Below are 15,964 nucleotides of genomic sequence, written 5' to 3'. Positions count from 1 at the left end.
TCATTCCTTCGGGTCAGTGAGTCGGGCTGCGAGGTTGTCGAGCACCTGGCCCCAGCCGGTTTCGATCCCGGCGATGAAGGGGACGGCCTCGACGGTCGTTTCGGTGATGCGAAGTTCGAGCCGGAGCCGGGTCCCGTCCGGCGCCTCGGCGAGGGACAGGTCGTAATGACCGGTGAACGAGACCGCGCCCGCCTTGTCCAGCACCGAAAGGTCGAACTCGAGGTGTTCGGGTTCCGTCGCGGCGTGGACCTTTCCCGCGGAGCGATACCACCCCTCGGCGTCGCGGTAGTCGAGAACGGCCCGTCCACCCGGCCACGGTTCGATGGCGCAGTCGGTGACGGTCATCGACGGCGGCGCCCACCACGAGGTGAGCAGGTCCGGGTCGGTCCACTGCCGCCAGACGACGTCCCGGGGCGCGGCGAGCAGCCGGTCGAACGAGAAGCTCCGCCCGTCCGCCCACCGTTCCCGGTCCGCGGCCGCGGAGTCCGCTTCGATCGAGGCGCGGTAGCGAGCGAGGACGTCACGCTCGCCGTGGTTCGCCTCGATGGTCTCGGCAAGCTCCCTCAGCCGGCCTTCGAGGCTCTTCAGCGGCGCCCCCTCGATCGCGTAGACGCGACGTTGCCCGAGCGGGAAGACCGTCACGAGACCGACGCGGGCGAGGGTCTGGAGGTGCTTGGTGGTCTGCGGCTGTCGCAGGCCGGTCAGCTCGGCCAGTTCGCCGACCGACCGGGGCCGCTCGGCGAGCAACTCGACGATGCGCCACCGCGCCCCGTCTCCCAGTGCTGCCGCGATCTGCTCCATGTCCCAAAGTATTCACTTTCAAGAATATTCTTGTCAAGGAATATCTTGGGCTTCCTTGATGCCGTCGAGTTCGGCAGGCGGCAGCCCGGGATGGACGACGCCTAACCGGCGAGTGGCCCTGGTCATCGCGACGTACAGGTCGTTGTGGCCCAGCGGCCCGGCGAGGATCGCCGCCGGATCGACGATCAGCACCGAGTCGAACTCCAGCCCCTTGGCCTGGCGGGCGGTCAGCGTCACCACCGGATCGGTCATCTCGGGTGGCTTGCCGACGAGTGACGGCGGCGCGATGACCGCCATTTGGCCGTCGGCCCAGGTCCCGGCGAGGTGGGCGATGATTCGCGGAAGTTCGGCGAGGTCCGCCCGCAAGCGCCAAGGCGGCTCGCCGGTGCGGCGGACCGAGCGCGGTGGCCGCAGCCCGGGATGGTGCGCGGCGAGCAGATCGGCGGTCGCGGTCATGATCTCCGCCGGGGTGCGGTAGTTGACGGTCAGTTCCGTCCGCCGCCATCGCTCGCCCAGGTGCGGCCGCAGCACGCCGTCCCAGGACGAGGCTCCGGCGAGGTCGCCGGTCTGGGCGAGGTCCCCGACGACGGTCATCGACTTGGCCGGGCACCGGCGCATCAGCATCCGCCACGCCATGGCGGACAGTTCCTGCGCTTCGTCGACGACCACGTGCCCGAACGTCGCCGTGGCCTGGCCGCCGTCGATCAGCGCGGCGGCCTCGTCCAGCAGCGGGACGTCCGCGACGCTCCACTCCCGTGTGCCGACCAGATCGGCCACCACGTCCTCCGAAGACAGCGATGGCCAGACGGCGTCCAGGGCGGCCTGGACGCGGTCATCGGCGGACAGCGTGTCCCGCAGGAGAGCCGTGTCGGCGTCGTCGAGCAGCGTTCGCGGACCGTCCTGATCGCCGGGACCCACGACGACGCCCGCGGCCGCCAGCGCCCGCAGGTCGGCCTCGCCGAGCCGCCCGTCGACGCTTCCGCCGTCGAGCGCTTCGCCGTCCTCGGAGAGCACCACCGCTTCCATGCTCTCGATCTGGCGGCGCACGAGCGTGGTGACGATCTCCCGCTGGAAGACCAGCCGGGCCTGGTTGTGCGGGAGCCCCGCCTTCCTGGCCGTCCGCACCGCGGCACGCCAGATCTGCGGGTCCAGCCGCAGCGTCTGCCGCTCGAACTCGAATTCGACGGCCTCTTCGGGCGTCGACACCCGTGCCCGCACCGCGTCGGCCACCCGGTCGGCCATCTCGGCCGCCCCCTTGAGCGCGTCGGTCTCGGGCCGGGTCGCGACGACGCCGGGCACCAGGTCGGCGATGGTCGCCGTCACGACGGTGTGCTCGCCGAGGCCGGGCAGGACCTGGCCGATGTAGTCCAGAAAGAGCCGGCTGGGCCCGACGACCAGCACACCGCGGGCACGGAGGTTCGGCGAGACGTAGAGCAGATACGCGAGCCGGTGCAGGGCGACGGCCGTCTTGCCGGTGCCCGGACCACCCTGGACGACGAGCACACCGGGGTCCTCGTCGCGGACGATCCGGTCCTGTTCGGCCTGCAGCGTGGTCACGATGTCCCGCATCCGCCCGGTGCGGTCCTCGGTCAGCGCCGCCAGCAAGGCGGCGTCCCCGACCAGGTGATCCTCGGCGAGGGCGGCGTCGAGCAACTCGTCGTCGAGCGCGACTACCTTCCGCCCCCGCGTGGTGATCCGACGCCGTCGCCGGACGCCGTCGGGAGCGACCGGCGTCGCGGTGTAGAACGGCCGGGCCGCCGGCGCGCGCCAGTCCAGCAGCAGCGGTTCGTCCTGCCCGTCCCGGAAAAGCCCCAGCCGCCCGACGTACACGCGACGGCCGTCGAGCAGGTCCAGCCGTCCGAAGCACAGCCCGTGTTCCGCGGCTTCCAGCCGGGCGGATTCCGCCTGCCAGAAGGGCGCCTCCTCCCGGCCGCTCGCGACAGCTTGGGCCCGCAAGTCGTCCACCTCGGCGTACAAGGCCGCCAGGTGGTCCTGCTCGATGTCGATCTCACTGCCGGTCAAACCAGTGCTCCCCTGCGAATCGGTGACCAGTGGCATCGAGGGTGCAGGGATACGCCGGGGAAGAACAGTCTTGTTCTTTCGAGCCGTCTCAGCCGGTGATGTCCTTCACCGCGCCGAGCAGGCGATCCCCCGCACTTTGAGCCCCGGGCCCGTTCGATCATCGCGCTGTCCGCGGCGTAGGTGAACTCGCCGTTCGGTGAGACCGCGGTGGCCTGCCGGTGCATCGCCTCGACCGAGTGCAGCGGGGTCATCGAAGCCTTCTCCTAAGTGAACACTGTGTCCACTTTCAGTTTCCGGGCGTCAGCGTCCGACCGGACAAGCCCGTGGTCTCGACGGCCTCGACATAGCCGCGCGCGACCTCCGCCACCGGGGTGCCGCCTTCCGGCTCCCCGAGCGCGGCCAGCGTCTCGCTCACCCAGCCCGGGCTGACGACGTTGACCCGCAGACCGCGCGGCAGTTCGCGGGCGGCAGCGGCGACGAAGGCTTCGAGGCCGGCGTTGGTCAGCACACCGAAGGCGCTGCCACGCAACGTTTCCGGGATCCTGCCCGCGGTCAGCGTAACCGAGCCGCCGTCCGGCAGACGCGGGATCGCGTGCCGCAGCAGGAACACCTGGCCGAGCAGCTTCCCTTGCAGGCCCTGGACGAAGTCCTCATCGGTGCCGCCGTCGACCGGGACGAGCGAGCCGCTCCCCGCGCAGCACACGACATGCTCGATCCCCGGTTCGGCGTCGAACAGCGCGTCGACGGTGCCGGGTTTCTCGACGTCCACTGGGAACTTTCCGGAGCGGGACGCGGGGATCACCTCATGCCCCCGCGCGGTGAGCGCTCCGGAGACGGCGGCCCCGATGGTGCCGGTGGCTCCGATCACGAGGATCTTCATCAGTGTTGGTCCTTTCACGGGTGGGTAAGGGGTTCTGATTCGTAAGCCTGATGCAGCGAGGCCACAAAGGACGGTGCTTCCGGCAACGGCGCCGGCCCGATCCGGCTCACCGCGATCCCCGGTGTCCACGAGTTCATCACTACCGCGCCGCGGAGCCCCGGCAGATCGGCGAGGGTGATCTCCTGGACGCGCTGCGAGACGCCGAGCGTCCCCAGCCGCCGTCGCACGATGCCCATCGTGGTGCCTCGCAGGAGATCCGCGTCGGGCCACAGCACCGTATCGCCGTCCCAGAAGGCCAGGTTCCAGATCGTCGCTTCACTGAGCCTGCCCCGGCGGTCGACGAACGCCGCGTCGTCGCGACCTTCACCGGCGGCCGCGCGGCGGAAGTACGTCTTGGCCGCCTCGCCGACGTGCTTGATCGCGGGAAGGAAACGCTCGTGCTCGACGGCGGTCAGCGCCAGCGGGCCTTCCGGACCGGACGCGGGAGGCCTCGTGCGGACCAGGACCTCGGGCTCGCCCTGAGACAGGTGGACCGTGGCGGTCAGGGAAACGTCCGCGGGGCCGGACTCCAGCGCCGTCCGCAGGTAGGAGCGGACGAGGTCGTCGGGCAAGGCGCGGCCGAACAGGTCCACCGAGGCGGTCCGGAGCCGGTCCAGGTGGAGGTCGAGACCGCGGACCCGGCCGCCACGCACCTGCATGGCCGTGAAGTGGGCGAAGCCCGCGAACGCGAGGGGCGCCAGGTCTTCGGCCGTCGCAGCCCGGCCGTTTCGCTGCGCGACAAAGGAACTCATCCCTTCACCGTAGTGATCACAAATCCGGTTGCGAGCGCGACGGCCGCACGGCAGGATCCGCCGATGTCCGCATCGCGCCCCGAACTGCTGCGCTGGCAGTTCGACCTCACCTGGTCCTTGTTCGAATTCCACCTGGCCGAGCTGAAACCCGAAGACTTCCTTTGGGAGCCCTCAGCGCTTTGCTGGACGGTGCGCCAGGACGAAACCGGCGCCTGGATCCCCGATTTCGCCGACACCGAACCCGATCCGATCCCGGTCCCCACCATCGCCTGGCTCACCTGGCATATCGGCTGGTGGTGGAGCGTCGCCCTCGACCACGCGAACCAGCGGACACCGCGAGAGCGCGAGGAGGTCACCTGGCCCGGCGACGGGCAGGCCGCCATCGAGTGGTTGCGCGGCCTTCGCGAAGAATGGCTGTCCGTGCTGGAGCGGCTCACCGACGCCGAACTGGACGCACCTTCGGCCTACCCGTGGGACAAGGAGGCCGAACTGACCTTCGCGCACACGGTCGCCTGGGTGAACGCCGAGCTGATGAAGAACGTCTCCGAGATCGGCCAGCTCAGGTTGGTGCGCCAGAGCGCGGCGTGATGCCGGGAACGGACTTCAGCTCCCCCAGAAGCATCGAAGTGACGGCGACCGGATAGTCGTCTAGCGCGTACAGTGCTCCACCGAGCCTCAACCGGACCGGGGTATCTCCTTGGTGCGCCAGCAAAGTCCGCTTCAGTTCCAGGACCGCGTCCTCGGTCAGTTTCTCCGCGACAGCGTGCAGCAGCAAGGGCGGTTCCCCGTCGCCCGCCGTGGAAAGGTCCACCGAGACCAGGCCGCCACCGAAGACCGACATCTTGTCCTCCCGCCAGTTCACCCGGCCGCTGACGCGGACGGCGTTGTCCTCCACCAGATCCGTCACGAACAGGGCATAGGCCTTGGGAAAGAAGAGGACTTCCAGCGACGCGTCCATGTCCTCGATCGTGCAGATGGCCCACGGCTCGCCCTTCTTGTTCACCCGGCGCTCCAGAGAGGTGATGAGCCCGGAAACGATCAGTTCCCCTTCCTTGGGCGGGTTGTCGAGGATCGCCGCGATCGGGCGGGGCGCGTGCTTGCGCAGGATCCGTTCGGCGCCGTCCAGCGGATGCGCCGAGACGTACAGCCCGAGCATTTCCCTTTCGTAGGTCAGAAGTTCCTTGCGCGGCCACTCTTGGACGCCGAACTTCAAATGTGCCAGCGGTGAAGCGGACTCTTCGGCCTTCTCGCCCGAACCGAAGAGGTCGAACTGGCCCATCGCCTGCTTACGCTTCAACGGAACCACGGCGTCCACCGCGTCCTCGTGCACCTGCAGGATCGAGAGCCGCGTGTGCCCGAGCGAGTCGAATCCGCCCGCCTTGGCCAGCGACTCGATGAGACGTTTGTTGCAGGCCAGGAGTTCGGACTTGCCGAGGAAGTCGGCGAACGACGAGTACCGGCCCTTCTCCTGCCTCGTCGCGATGATCGTTTCGACGACGTTCGCGCCGACGTTGCGCACCGCGCCCAGCCCGAACCGGATCGCGTCCCCCACCGCAGAGAACCGCAGGCCCGACTCGTTCACGTCCGGCGGCAGCACCTTGATCCCCAGCCGTCGGCACTCCGACAGGTAGACCGCCGACTTGTCCTTGTTGTCCCCCACCGAAGTCAGCAGCCCGGCCATGTACTCCGCCGGGTAATTCGCCTTCAGGTAGGCGGTCCAGTAGCCGACCAGGCCGTATCCGGCGGCGTGGGATTTGTTGAACGCGTACCCCGCGAACGGGAGGATCGCGTCCCAGAGTGCTCGCACCGCCTCACGGGAGAAGCCGTTGGCGACCATCCCGTCGCGGAAGCCCTCGAACTCCTTCTCCAGCACCTCTTTCTTCTTCTTGCCCATCGCCTTGCGCAGCACGTCGGCGCGGCCCATCGAATAGCCGGCGACGTCACGGGCGATCTGCATGATCTGTTCCTGGTACACGATCAGGCCGTGGGTCTCGGCCAGGATCTCGCGCAGCGGCCCGGCCAGATCCGGATGGATCGACTCGATCGGCTGCCTGCCGTTCTTGCGATCCGCGTAGTTGTTGTGCGTGTTCATCGCGATCGGGCCGGGCCGGTAGAGCGCGTTCACCGCGATGATGTCGCCGAACCCGGTCGGGCGCAGGCGGCGCAACAGATCCCGCATCGCCCCGCCGTCGAGCTGGAACACGCCGAGGCTGTCGCCGCGGGCGAGCAGTTCGTAGGTCGCCGGGTCGTCGACGCCGAGCGTGTCGAGGTCGATGTCCTCACCGCGGTTGGCCTTGATGTTGTCCAGCGCGTCGCCGATGACGGTGAGGTTGCGCAGGCCGAGGAAGTCCATCTTCAGCAGACCGATGGCCTCGCACGAGGGATAGTCCCAGCCGGTGATGATCGCGCCGTCGTCCCGGCGCCACAACGGGATCGCGTCGAGCAGCGGCTCGCTCGACATGATCACCGCGCAGGCGTGCACCCCCGCGTTGCGGATCAGTCCTTCGAGACCGCGGGCGGTTTCGAAGATCTTGGCGACCTCCCCGTCGCTCTCCAGCAGCGCGCGAACCTCCGCCGCCTCGGCGTAGCGTTCGTGCTTCGGCTCGACGATACCGGCGAGCGGGATGTCCTTCGCGGCGACAGGCGGCGGCAGCGCCTTGGAGATCCGGTCCGCGATCGCGTAACCGCTTTGTCCATAGTGGACCCGGGCGGAGTCCTTGATGGCCGCCTTGGTCTTGATGGTGCCGAAGGTGATCACCTGCGCGACATGGTCCGAGCCGTACTTCTCGGTGGCGTACCGGATCATCTCGCCGCGCCGCCGGTCGTCGAAGTCCATGTCGATGTCCGGCATCGAGACGCGTTCCGGGTTGAGGAACCGCTCGAAGAGCAGCCCGAGGTCGATCGGGTCCAGGTTGGTGATGCCGAGCGCGTAGGCGACCAGCGAACCCGCCGCCGACCCTCGCCCCGGGCCGACCCGGATGCCGACCCGGCGGGCGTGGTTCATCAGGTCAGCGGTGATCAGGAAGTACGCCGGGAAGCCCTTCTCGATGATCACACCGATTTCGAAGTCGGCGCGGTGGAGGTAGCTCTCCGGAACGCCGTCCGGGAGCCGCCGTCGGAGACCGTCGAGGACCTCCTTGCGCAGCCAGGAAGCCTCGTCGTGCCCTTCGGGGACGGCGAAGACGGGCATCCGGTCACTGTGCCGGTAGACGTCGTCGTAGGACTCCACCCGCTCGGCGATGTCCAAAGTGGAATCCGCCGCGCCCGGGACTTCGGCGTCCCAATAGCGGCGCATGTCCTGCGCGGACTTGAGGTAATAGCCGTCGCCGTCGAACTTGAACCGGTTCGGGTCGCCGAGGGTCTTCCCGGACTGCACGCACAGCAGCGCCGAATGCGTGGCCGACTGGTCTTGAGTGACGTAGTGCGAGTCGTTGGTGGCCACCGGTTTCAGTTTGAGACGACGTCCGATGTCCAGCAGGCCCGCGCGTACCGACCGTTCGATCGGCAGCCCGTGGTCCATCAGCTCCAGGAAGAAGTCGTCCGCACCGAAGATGTCCCGGTAGTCCGCGGCGGCCTGGAGTGCCTCCTCCGGCTGGCCGAGCCGGAGCCGGGTCTGCACCTCGCCGGACGGGCAACCGGTGGTGGCGATGATCCCTTCGTGGTGACGGGCGAGCAGTTCGCGGTCCATCCTGGGCTTGCGGTAGTAGCCCTCCAGACTGGCCGAAGAGGACAGTCGGAACAGATTGCGCAATCCGGTCGCGTTCTCCGCGAGCATCGTCATATGCGTGTAGGCACCGCCACCGGCGACGTCTCCGCCTTCGCCCCGCCGCCCCCAGAGCACCGGCTTCTTGTGGAAGCGCGATTCCGGCGCCAGATACGCCTCGATGCCGATCACCGGCTTGAGCCCGTGCTCGACCGCCTGCCGGTAGAACTCGTCGGCGCCGTACATGTTCCCGTGGTCGGTCATGCCCACCGCGGGCATCCCGAGCCGCCGGGCCTCGGCGAACAGCGGCGCGATCTTGGCGGCGCCGTCGAGCATCGAGTACTCGGTATGAACGTGCAGGTGCACGAAGGAGTCCACCGTCCACTCCCCATGGTTGTACGATCCTGATCCGACGCGGCGATTGGACCCAAGGCGCACAGGAGTTGTCCAACAAGCGACACGCGGCATCCGACAACCACAGGTTGTGGAAAGAGGACAAATGGAGCTCGACCTCGGCGCTGTCCGCGCGTTCGTCGCGGTCGCCGACGACCGGTACTTCGGCGACGCGGCGATCCGGCTGGAGGTGAGCCAGCAGGCGGTCTCCAAGCGGATCGCGAAACTGGAAGCGGACCTCGGCGTGACGCTGCTTTCGCGGACGCGCGGCGGAGCCGAGCCGACCGAAGACGGCCAGGAGTTCCTCAAGCACGCGCGGGCGCTGATCGGCCTGGCGGATCAGGCTGTCGAGCAACTCCAGGGCAGGCGCCGTCCGCTGCGTGTCGACGTCCTCGGCACGCGCCTGGCCACCATGGAGGTGATCAGGGCGTTCCTCTCCGACCACGACACCGACCTGGAACTCGTCACCCCCGGCCTGGGCGCGGACCGGTCCTCGCTCCTGCCCGCGAACGTCGACGCCGCCTTCGCCCGCGTCTCCGCCGTGTCCGACCCCGCGATCGGCCGCGTACCCGCGTACCTGGAGCCCGCGCGCCTGGTCGTCGGACGCCGTCACCCCCTCGCCCGGCGGCGACGGGTCGACATGGCGGACCTGGCCGGGCTGACGGCGTGGATGCCCTACACCGCGCGGGCCAGCGAGTGGGCGGATTTCTGGCGGGCGCTGTGCCCGGAATTCGGCATCCTGATCGACACCTCCGGCCCCAACCTGGGCCTCGAGCACCACATCGACGTCCTCAGCCGATCGAAGGACCGCATGGGTTTCGTCGGCGAGAAGATGCACGTTCCGTGGCACCCGGACGTCGTCCAGATCCCGCTCTTCGACCCGACCCCGGTGTACCCGTTCTCGCTGCTGTGGCGGCACGACAACCGGCATCCGGCGCTGAAGCTGCTGGTCGAGCACGTCCAGGCCGGGTACCGGGCGTTCGATCCGGTGCGGCAGTGGCTGCCGGCGGCGGACCGGGCGGCGATGCGGTAGGCCCAGTAGGTCGCGTGTGTCATGAAAGGGACTAGCAGGACAAATCTTGTCCCGCTAGTCCCTTTCATGACACTTCCGCCTCCCTCCCCACACCTCCTTGCTAAAAAGTACGAACGATCGTACGTTTAGTTTACGACCACTGGAGGAACCCCTTGACCTTCGAACTCGCCCAGGCCTTGGCCGTCGCCAAGAGCAGGCAGGACATCCCCGCGGCACTGGATCTGCTGCACCCGGACATGGTTCTCGAGACCCCGGCCTTCGGCACGACGGCGAAGGGACGGGCCGAGAACGAGCGGGCGCTCAAGCGCTTCTTCGCGTCCTTCCCCGACTACGACGTCACCCTGGACGGTCACGCGGACGACGGCGCGACACTGGTCTGCTGGGGCACCGCGCGGATGACCATGACCGGCGACCGGTTCGGCGTCGTGCCCACCGGCGAACGCGCCGAACTGCCCGTCTTCATCCAGTTCACCTTCGCGGACGGCCTCATCGCCTCCGAACGGTTCTTCTTCGATCTTTCCGCGCTCTGTCACCAATCCGGCGTCTCGACCGACGCCGTCCGACGAAAGGTGTTCGGCTAATGACCACGCGCGTGAAGGACGTCGGCGACGTCCGCACGGAACTCCTCTTCGACGTCGTCGTCGACCTCGCGCCGCGCCTGGACTTCGGCGGTGGCCGCGTGTTCTTCGGCGCCGTGGGCGGCTCGTTCGAAGGCCCGGAACTCCGCGGCGAGGTCCTGCCGAACGGCGGCGACTGGGCGACGTTCCGGCCGGACGGCACGATGACGCTCGACGTCCGGCTGACCCTGCGCACCGACGACGGCGCGCTGGTGCACATGACCTACGGCGGCCGCTGGACCATCCCGCCCGAGATCCGCGCCGAAGTCGCCGACCCCGCGACCCGGCACCTCGTCGACCCGGCCAGGTACTACTTCCGGACCACTCCGCTCTTCGAAACCGGGTCCGAGCGCTACGCCTGGTTGAACGACGTCGTCGGCGTCGGCTCGGGCTACCTGGTCGAAGGCGGGGTCGCCTACCGGGTCGCGCGAATCCTCTGACTTTCTCAGGGGTGACCCATGTGCACGATGCGCGCGAGGGCGCCGATGCGGAAAGGTGGGGTCATCGAGCGGGGAGGCGCGATGACCGACGTCGGGGGCGGACTGATCGGCGCGAGGGTCACGCGGCAGGAGGATGTCCGCCTGCTCACCGGTCGCGCGCAGTACATCGACGACGTCCGGCTGCCGGGGATGCTGGAGGCCGCGGTCCTCCGGAGTCCGTTGCCGCACGCGCGGATCGTGCGTATCGACGTCGCCGCGGCGAACGCGCATCCCGGGGTTTTCGCCGTGATCACCGGCGAAGACGTGCGGGCGAGAGTGAAGGCGCCGCAACCGGTGATCTGGGCGAGTCTCCCCGGTATGCGGGTGCCCGAGCACTACGCGCTGGCCGTCGGCAAGGTGCTCTATCCCGGCCAGGGCGTGGCGGCGGTCGCGGCGAAGGACCGCGCGACCGCCGAAGACGCGCTCGAACTGATCGAGGTCGAGTACGAGGAACTCCCTTTCGTCAGCACGCTCGAACAGGCGCTCGCGGACGGCGCGCCCAAGCTCTACGAAGACTGGCCGGACAACATCGCCGGCACCGGCATGGTCCCGATGGGTGACACGGCCGCCGCGTTCGCCGCGGCCGACGTCGTGCTCACCGAGTCGTTCCGCTTCGCCCGCCAGATGGGCACACCGATCGAAACGCGCGGCGTGGTGGCGACCTGGGATCCGTTCACCGACCGGCTCGACGTCTGGCTCGCGACCCAGGCCCCCAACCTCGCGCGGGAACTGTTCGGTGAGGTCTTCGGGCTTTCGATGGACCGGATCCGCGTGCGCACCCCGGACGTCGGCGGCGGGTTCGGGAACAAGTTCGACTTCTACGGCGAGGAGGTCGTGGCGTCGATCCTCTCGCGGCGCACCGGGAAACCGGTGAAGCTCATCGAAGACCGCGCGGAGAGCTTCGTCGCCAACGCGCACTCGCGCGAGCAGAAGATCGACGTCGCACTGGCCGCCAAGCACGACGGGACGATCACCGGGCTCCGCGCGACGGTGTACGGCGTGCTCGGCGGAGTGCTCGGCACCGTCGGGCCGAGCCCGTGCTGGACGACCACGTCGCTGCTGACCGGGCCGTACGCCATCCCGAACGTCGAACTGAGCCTCGTCGCCGTGATGACGAACCGGTCGCCCTACGGGTCGTATCGCGGCTACGGGCTGCCCAAGGCGAACTTCGTGCACGAACATCTCGTCGAGCAGCTGGCGAAACGCCTCGGCATCGACGCGCACGCGGTGCGGCGCAAGAACTTCATCCCGCCCGAGGCGTTTCCGTACCAGAGCCCGGTGTTCGTCTACGACAGCGGCCGCTACGAAGAGTGCCTCGACCTCTGCCTGAAGGCCGTCGAGAAGGCCGGCTGGGCAGAGCGTCAGACTGAGGCCAGGTCAAGGGGTTCCGCCGTCGGGATCGGGTACTCGTTCCACAACGAGCTGACCGGCTTCGGGCCGAGCCGGATCATCAACATGGCCGGGCTGGGGCATTCCGGTTTCGACGAAGAGGTCGTGCGGGTCGATTCCACCGGGCACGTGACCGTCCACACCGGACTGTCCGCGATCGGGCAGGGTATCCACACGACGCTGGCGCAGGTGGCCGCGCAGACGCTCGGCGTCCCGCTCGATCATGTCACCGTGCTGTCCGGTGACACGGACAGCTGCCCGTACACCGGCTACGGGACGGCGGCGAGCCGCGGGGCGGCCGTCGGCGGCGCGGCGGTGCTGAACGCGTCGTCCCGGCTGCGGGCCAAGGTCCTGCGGGTCGCCGGTCATCTGCTGGAAGTCTCGCCCGACGATCTGTCCCTTGAGGACGGCGTCATCTCGGTCAAGGGCGTGCCGGGCAAGGAGATCACGCTGGCCGCGATCGGCGACGCGGCGTACCGGCGACTCAACGGGGTGTGGCCCGAAGACGAGACACCGACGCTGGAGGAACGCGAGGTCTACGACCCGGTGAACGTCGCGACCTCGTTCGGCTGCACCGCCGTGCTCGCCGAAGTCGACCGGGAAACCGGCGTCGTGACGCTGCTGGACTACCTGATCGCGCACGACTGCGGCACCGTGATCAACCCGCTCATCGTGGACGGGCAGTTGCACGGCGGTGCGGCACAGGCGATCGGCGGCGCGCTCTACGAAGAGCTGGTCTACGGCGCCGACGGCCGGATGGAGACGACGTCGTTCACCGGCTACCTGCTGCCCGGCGCGACCGAGATCCCGCCGTTCTCCGTGTCGCATATGGCGACGCCCGCCGAGCATATTCCCGGCGGTTTCAAGGGAATGGGGGAAGCGGGCGTGATCGGCGGCGGCGCGGCGATCGCGCACGCCGTCGAGGACGCGCTGCCCGAGTACGGCATCGACATCACCTCACTGCCGATCACGCCGCCCCGGCTGCTGGCCGCGATGAAGCGGGGAGCGACGCGATGAAGGCCGCGCCGTTCTCCTACCTTCGAGCCGCGTCGCTCGACGAGGCCGTCGAGGCGCTGGGCACCCCCGGTGCGCAGGTGCTGGCCGGAGGGCAGAGCCTGGTGCCGCTGCTGAACCTGCGGCAGGCCAGGCCGTCGCTGCTGGTCGACATCAACCGCGTCGGCGGGCTTTCCTTTCTCCGCCGGAAGAACGGACTGCTGGAGATCGGCGCGCTGACCCGGCATCGCATCGTCGAGACCGCCGAAGTCGTGCGTTCCCAAGTCCCGTTGCTCGCCGAGGCGCTCGGCTACGTGGGGCACGTGGCGATCCGGAACCGCGGCACGATCGGCGGTAGCCTCGCGCACGCCGACCCGGCCGCCGAACTGCCCGCGGTGATGCTCGCGCTCGACGCCGAGTTCGCCGTCCACGGCAACGGCGGCGAGCGGGTCGTCGCGGCCCGGGACTTCTTCCTCGGCCCGCACCGAACGGCGCTGGGTCCCGGCGAACTGCTCACCCGGATTTCGGTACCGCTGAGTCGTCCGGAACCAACGCTCCGGTCTGGCTGCGCCGTCGAAGAACTGAGCCGTCGGAGCCGGGACCTCGCGCTGGTCGCCGTTTTCGCCACCGTCACGCTGTCCGGCGACACCTGCACCGCCGCGCGGATCGCCGTCGCGGGCGCCGGCCCGACGCCGATCCGGGCCACCGCCGCCGAGGAATCGCTCATCGGAAACGCCCTGACAGCCGACGCGATCGCCGCGGCGGCCGAACTGGCCGCCGCCGCCACCGACCCGCCCGAAGACCTCCACGCCCCGGCCGGCTACCGCCGCGAAATGGCCGCGGTCCTCACACGGCGGGCGATCACGCGAGCGAAGGAGGGCGCATGATCACGGTCACCCTGACGGTGAACGGGCGAACCTACAGCGCGGACTGCGAGCCGCGGCGGACACTGGCCGATTTCCTGCGCCAGGACCTGGGTTTCACCGGTGTGCACCTCGGCTGTGAACACGGCGTGTGCGGCTCGTGCACCATCACCCTCGACGGCGCCAGCGCGCGCTCGTGCTGCCTGCTCGCCGTCCAGGTGGACGGTGCGGAGATCGTCACCATCGAGGGACTGGCCTCGGACGGCGAGCTGCATCCGCTGCAGGAGTCGTTCCGGAAACACCACGGCCTGCAGTGCGGCTTCTGCACGCCCGGGATGCTGGCGACGGCGACGGAACTGCTGAAGGAGAACCCGGACCCGACCGACGCCGAGATCCGGCAGGGGATCTCGGGGAACCTGTGCCGGTGCACCGGCTACCAGTTCATCGTCGACGCGATCCGGGACGCCGCACCGGGCCGGTGATTCACCCTTTCAGGCGGCGCCTCCTTGGATGACCCGGCTCATCCAAGGCCCGTAGTGTGACCACCATGGCGTCACGAGGCCCCCTCCGCTGGATGACCCGGTGGGCGGACTGGTTCGAAGAGCGCGGGGTCTACGTCCCGGGCGAGGAGAGCCGCGCCGTCGATCCCGTCCGCGATTTCGGCTGGCTGCTGGTGGCCTGGGCGTCGGGTTTGGCGATCTTCATCCTGTTCTTCGCCTTCGCCGTCTGAAGTGTCATCGAGGTGACGACTGTCACTAGCCGTACCCTTCCGATCACGGATAGGCCACGGGTGTACACCAGGTGCGCGTCAACACGGCCACGTCGCTCCTCTCGGCTGAGGAAGACCGCCACTCTGGACTCTTCGGCACTAATACCTACCTCGAACGGCCCATCCGCCCCGCCGACTGGAGTAACCGCACATGGCGCCCCCGCGCACCCCGAAGCTCTTGCTCGCCGCCTGCTCGCTGATACTGGCGGCCGCGTGCGGGGTTTCGGCACCCGAAGAAGGGGCCGCCGTGCTCGGCGCGGACGCCCCGGCGCAGGGGCTGACCGCGACGCACGCGGAAGGTGACCTCGCGTTCGGCGCACCGCACCGGTTCGCGACCGGTGTCACGATCTCCGTGTCCGCGCCCAAATCCTTCCGCCCCAGCGCCTCGGCGTACCCGCAGAGCCCGCGCGCGGTGGCCTTCGGCATCGACGTGACGAACGCGGGAGACTCGACGTACCGGCTTTCCGGGCTGTCCGTCAGCGCCGAGGTCGACGGCGAGACCGCCTCGGTCAAGCAGGTCGTCGACGCGGTGCAGGGCTACAACGGGATCGCGGACGCGGGCAAGGACGTGGCGCCCGGCCGGGCGGTCCGGCTGAACCTGGCGTTCGCCGTTCCGGACCAGCAGGTGAAGCTCCGCCTGCAGGTGCGGCCGAGCCCCTCGGAACCGGTCGCCGCGAAGTACTGCGGGAAGGTCTGACGCCTCCGGTTCGCTACCGTGTGCGTCATGACCGAGCAGCGACTCTCCCCCGGCGACAACGCGCCCGATTTCACCCTCCCCGATCACGAGGGCAACGACGTCTCGCTCAGCGACTTCCGCGGCAAGTCGGTCGTCGTGTACTTCTACCCGAGCGCCGGCACGCCGGGCTGCACCAAGCAGGCCTGCGACTTCCGGGACAGCCTCGCGCAGCTCAACGACGCCGGCTACCAGGTGCTCGGCATCTCCCCGGACAAGCCCGCGAAGCTGGCGAAGTTCGTCGAGGCGGAGGGGCTGACCTTCCCGCTGCTCGCCGACACGGAGAAGACCGTTCTCCAGGCGTACAGCGCGTTCGGCGAGAAGAAGAACTACGGCAAGGTCTACGAAGGCGTCATCCGCTCGACTTTCGTCGTCGATGGTGACGGCAAGATCGCGGTGGCGCAGTACAACGTCAAGGCGACGGGGCATGTCGCGAAGCTGTTGCGGGACCTCGAGATCTAGAGCTCGTGAGTGGTAATGACGGTTCTAACCGTCATT

The 15,964-nt window shown here is 68.9% G+C and carries 15 protein-coding genes; 10 read left to right on the top strand and 5 right to left on the bottom strand.

What is annotated here, in order from left to right; translation table 11 throughout:
• From ACLJRL_RS02185 to ACLJRL_RS02170, 4 genes are all read right to left on the bottom strand, one after another.
• Window positions 1-801 carry a metalloregulator ArsR/SmtB family transcription factor gene (locus ACLJRL_RS02185; protein WP_410654275.1) on the bottom strand — a complete coding sequence of 267 codons (801 nt, stop codon included), beginning with the start codon at window positions 799-801 and terminating at the stop codon, window positions 1-3.
• 33 nt (window positions 802-834) lie between these two features.
• Entirely contained in the window at window positions 835-2,859 is a 2,025-nt protein-coding gene (locus ACLJRL_RS02180; RefSeq protein ID WP_410654274.1) for a HelD family protein, read from the bottom strand.
• Between the two features lie 250 nt (window positions 2,860-3,109).
• Entirely contained in the window at window positions 3,110-3,703 is a 594-nt protein-coding gene (locus tag ACLJRL_RS02175) for a short chain dehydrogenase (protein WP_410654273.1), read from the bottom strand.
• A gap of 14 nt (window positions 3,704-3,717) precedes the next feature.
• Window positions 3,718-4,494 (bottom strand): aminotransferase class IV family protein, encoded by a 777-nt coding sequence (locus ACLJRL_RS02170; protein WP_410654272.1) that lies wholly within the window; start codon window positions 4,492-4,494, stop codon window positions 3,718-3,720.
• A 63-nt stretch (window positions 4,495-4,557) separates the two neighbouring features.
• Between ACLJRL_RS02170 and ACLJRL_RS02165 the strand changes: the two genes are divergently transcribed.
• Entirely contained in the window at window positions 4,558-5,082 is a 525-nt protein-coding gene (locus ACLJRL_RS02165; protein WP_410654271.1) for a DinB family protein, read from the top strand.
• Here the strand turns inward: ACLJRL_RS02165 and dnaE are convergent.
• Window positions 5,054-8,575 (bottom strand): DNA polymerase III subunit alpha, encoded by a 3,522-nt coding sequence (gene dnaE, locus ACLJRL_RS02160; protein WP_410654270.1) that lies wholly within the window; start codon window positions 8,573-8,575, stop codon window positions 5,054-5,056. The genes ACLJRL_RS02165 and dnaE overlap by 29 nt on opposite strands.
• A gap of 121 nt (window positions 8,576-8,696) precedes the next feature.
• Between dnaE and ACLJRL_RS02155 the strand changes: the two genes are divergently transcribed.
• From ACLJRL_RS02155 to bcp, 9 genes are all read left to right on the top strand, one after another.
• Window positions 8,697-9,623, top strand: a complete 927-nt coding sequence (locus ACLJRL_RS02155) for a LysR family transcriptional regulator (protein WP_410654269.1) — start codon at window positions 8,697-8,699, stop codon at window positions 9,621-9,623.
• A 152-nt stretch (window positions 9,624-9,775) separates the two neighbouring features.
• On the top strand, window positions 9,776-10,204 hold the full coding sequence (locus ACLJRL_RS02150; protein ID WP_410654268.1) for an ester cyclase: 429 nt from the start codon (window positions 9,776-9,778) through the stop codon (window positions 10,202-10,204).
• Window positions 10,204-10,680 (top strand): DUF3237 domain-containing protein, encoded by a 477-nt coding sequence (locus ACLJRL_RS02145; protein ID WP_410654267.1) that lies wholly within the window; start codon window positions 10,204-10,206, stop codon window positions 10,678-10,680. Before ACLJRL_RS02150 ends, ACLJRL_RS02145 begins: the two co-directional genes overlap by 1 nt.
• Before the next feature lie 81 nt (window positions 10,681-10,761).
• Window positions 10,762-13,125, top strand: a complete 2,364-nt coding sequence (locus ACLJRL_RS02140) for a xanthine dehydrogenase family protein molybdopterin-binding subunit (RefSeq protein WP_410654266.1) — start codon at window positions 10,762-10,764, stop codon at window positions 13,123-13,125.
• A complete protein-coding gene (locus ACLJRL_RS02135) occupies window positions 13,122-13,988 on the top strand; it encodes an FAD binding domain-containing protein (protein WP_410654265.1) in 867 nt (288 codons plus the stop codon). The genes ACLJRL_RS02140 and ACLJRL_RS02135 overlap by 4 nt, the downstream gene beginning before the upstream one ends.
• Entirely contained in the window at window positions 13,985-14,446 is a 462-nt protein-coding gene (locus ACLJRL_RS02130; RefSeq protein WP_410654264.1) for a (2Fe-2S)-binding protein, read from the top strand. The genes ACLJRL_RS02135 and ACLJRL_RS02130 overlap by 4 nt, the downstream gene beginning before the upstream one ends.
• A gap of 65 nt (window positions 14,447-14,511) precedes the next feature.
• A complete protein-coding gene (locus ACLJRL_RS02125; RefSeq protein WP_410654263.1) occupies window positions 14,512-14,694 on the top strand; it encodes a hypothetical protein in 183 nt (60 codons plus the stop codon).
• A 190-nt stretch (window positions 14,695-14,884) separates the two neighbouring features.
• Window positions 14,885-15,430, top strand: coding sequence for a hypothetical protein (locus ACLJRL_RS02120; RefSeq protein ID WP_410654262.1), 546 nt, complete (start codon window positions 14,885-14,887; stop codon window positions 15,428-15,430).
• Between the two features lie 27 nt (window positions 15,431-15,457).
• Window positions 15,458-15,928 (top strand): thioredoxin-dependent thiol peroxidase, encoded by a 471-nt coding sequence (bcp, locus tag ACLJRL_RS02115; protein ID WP_410654261.1) that lies wholly within the window; start codon window positions 15,458-15,460, stop codon window positions 15,926-15,928.
• Window positions 15,929-15,964: the final 36 nt, after the last annotated feature.

The organism is Amycolatopsis sp. lyj-112 (assembly GCF_046549055.1).
Classification (GTDB): domain Bacteria; phylum Actinomycetota; class Actinomycetes; order Mycobacteriales; family Pseudonocardiaceae; genus Amycolatopsis.
Note: the sequence above shows the minus strand (reverse complement) of the source record. Positions and strands in the feature narration are given on the sequence as shown.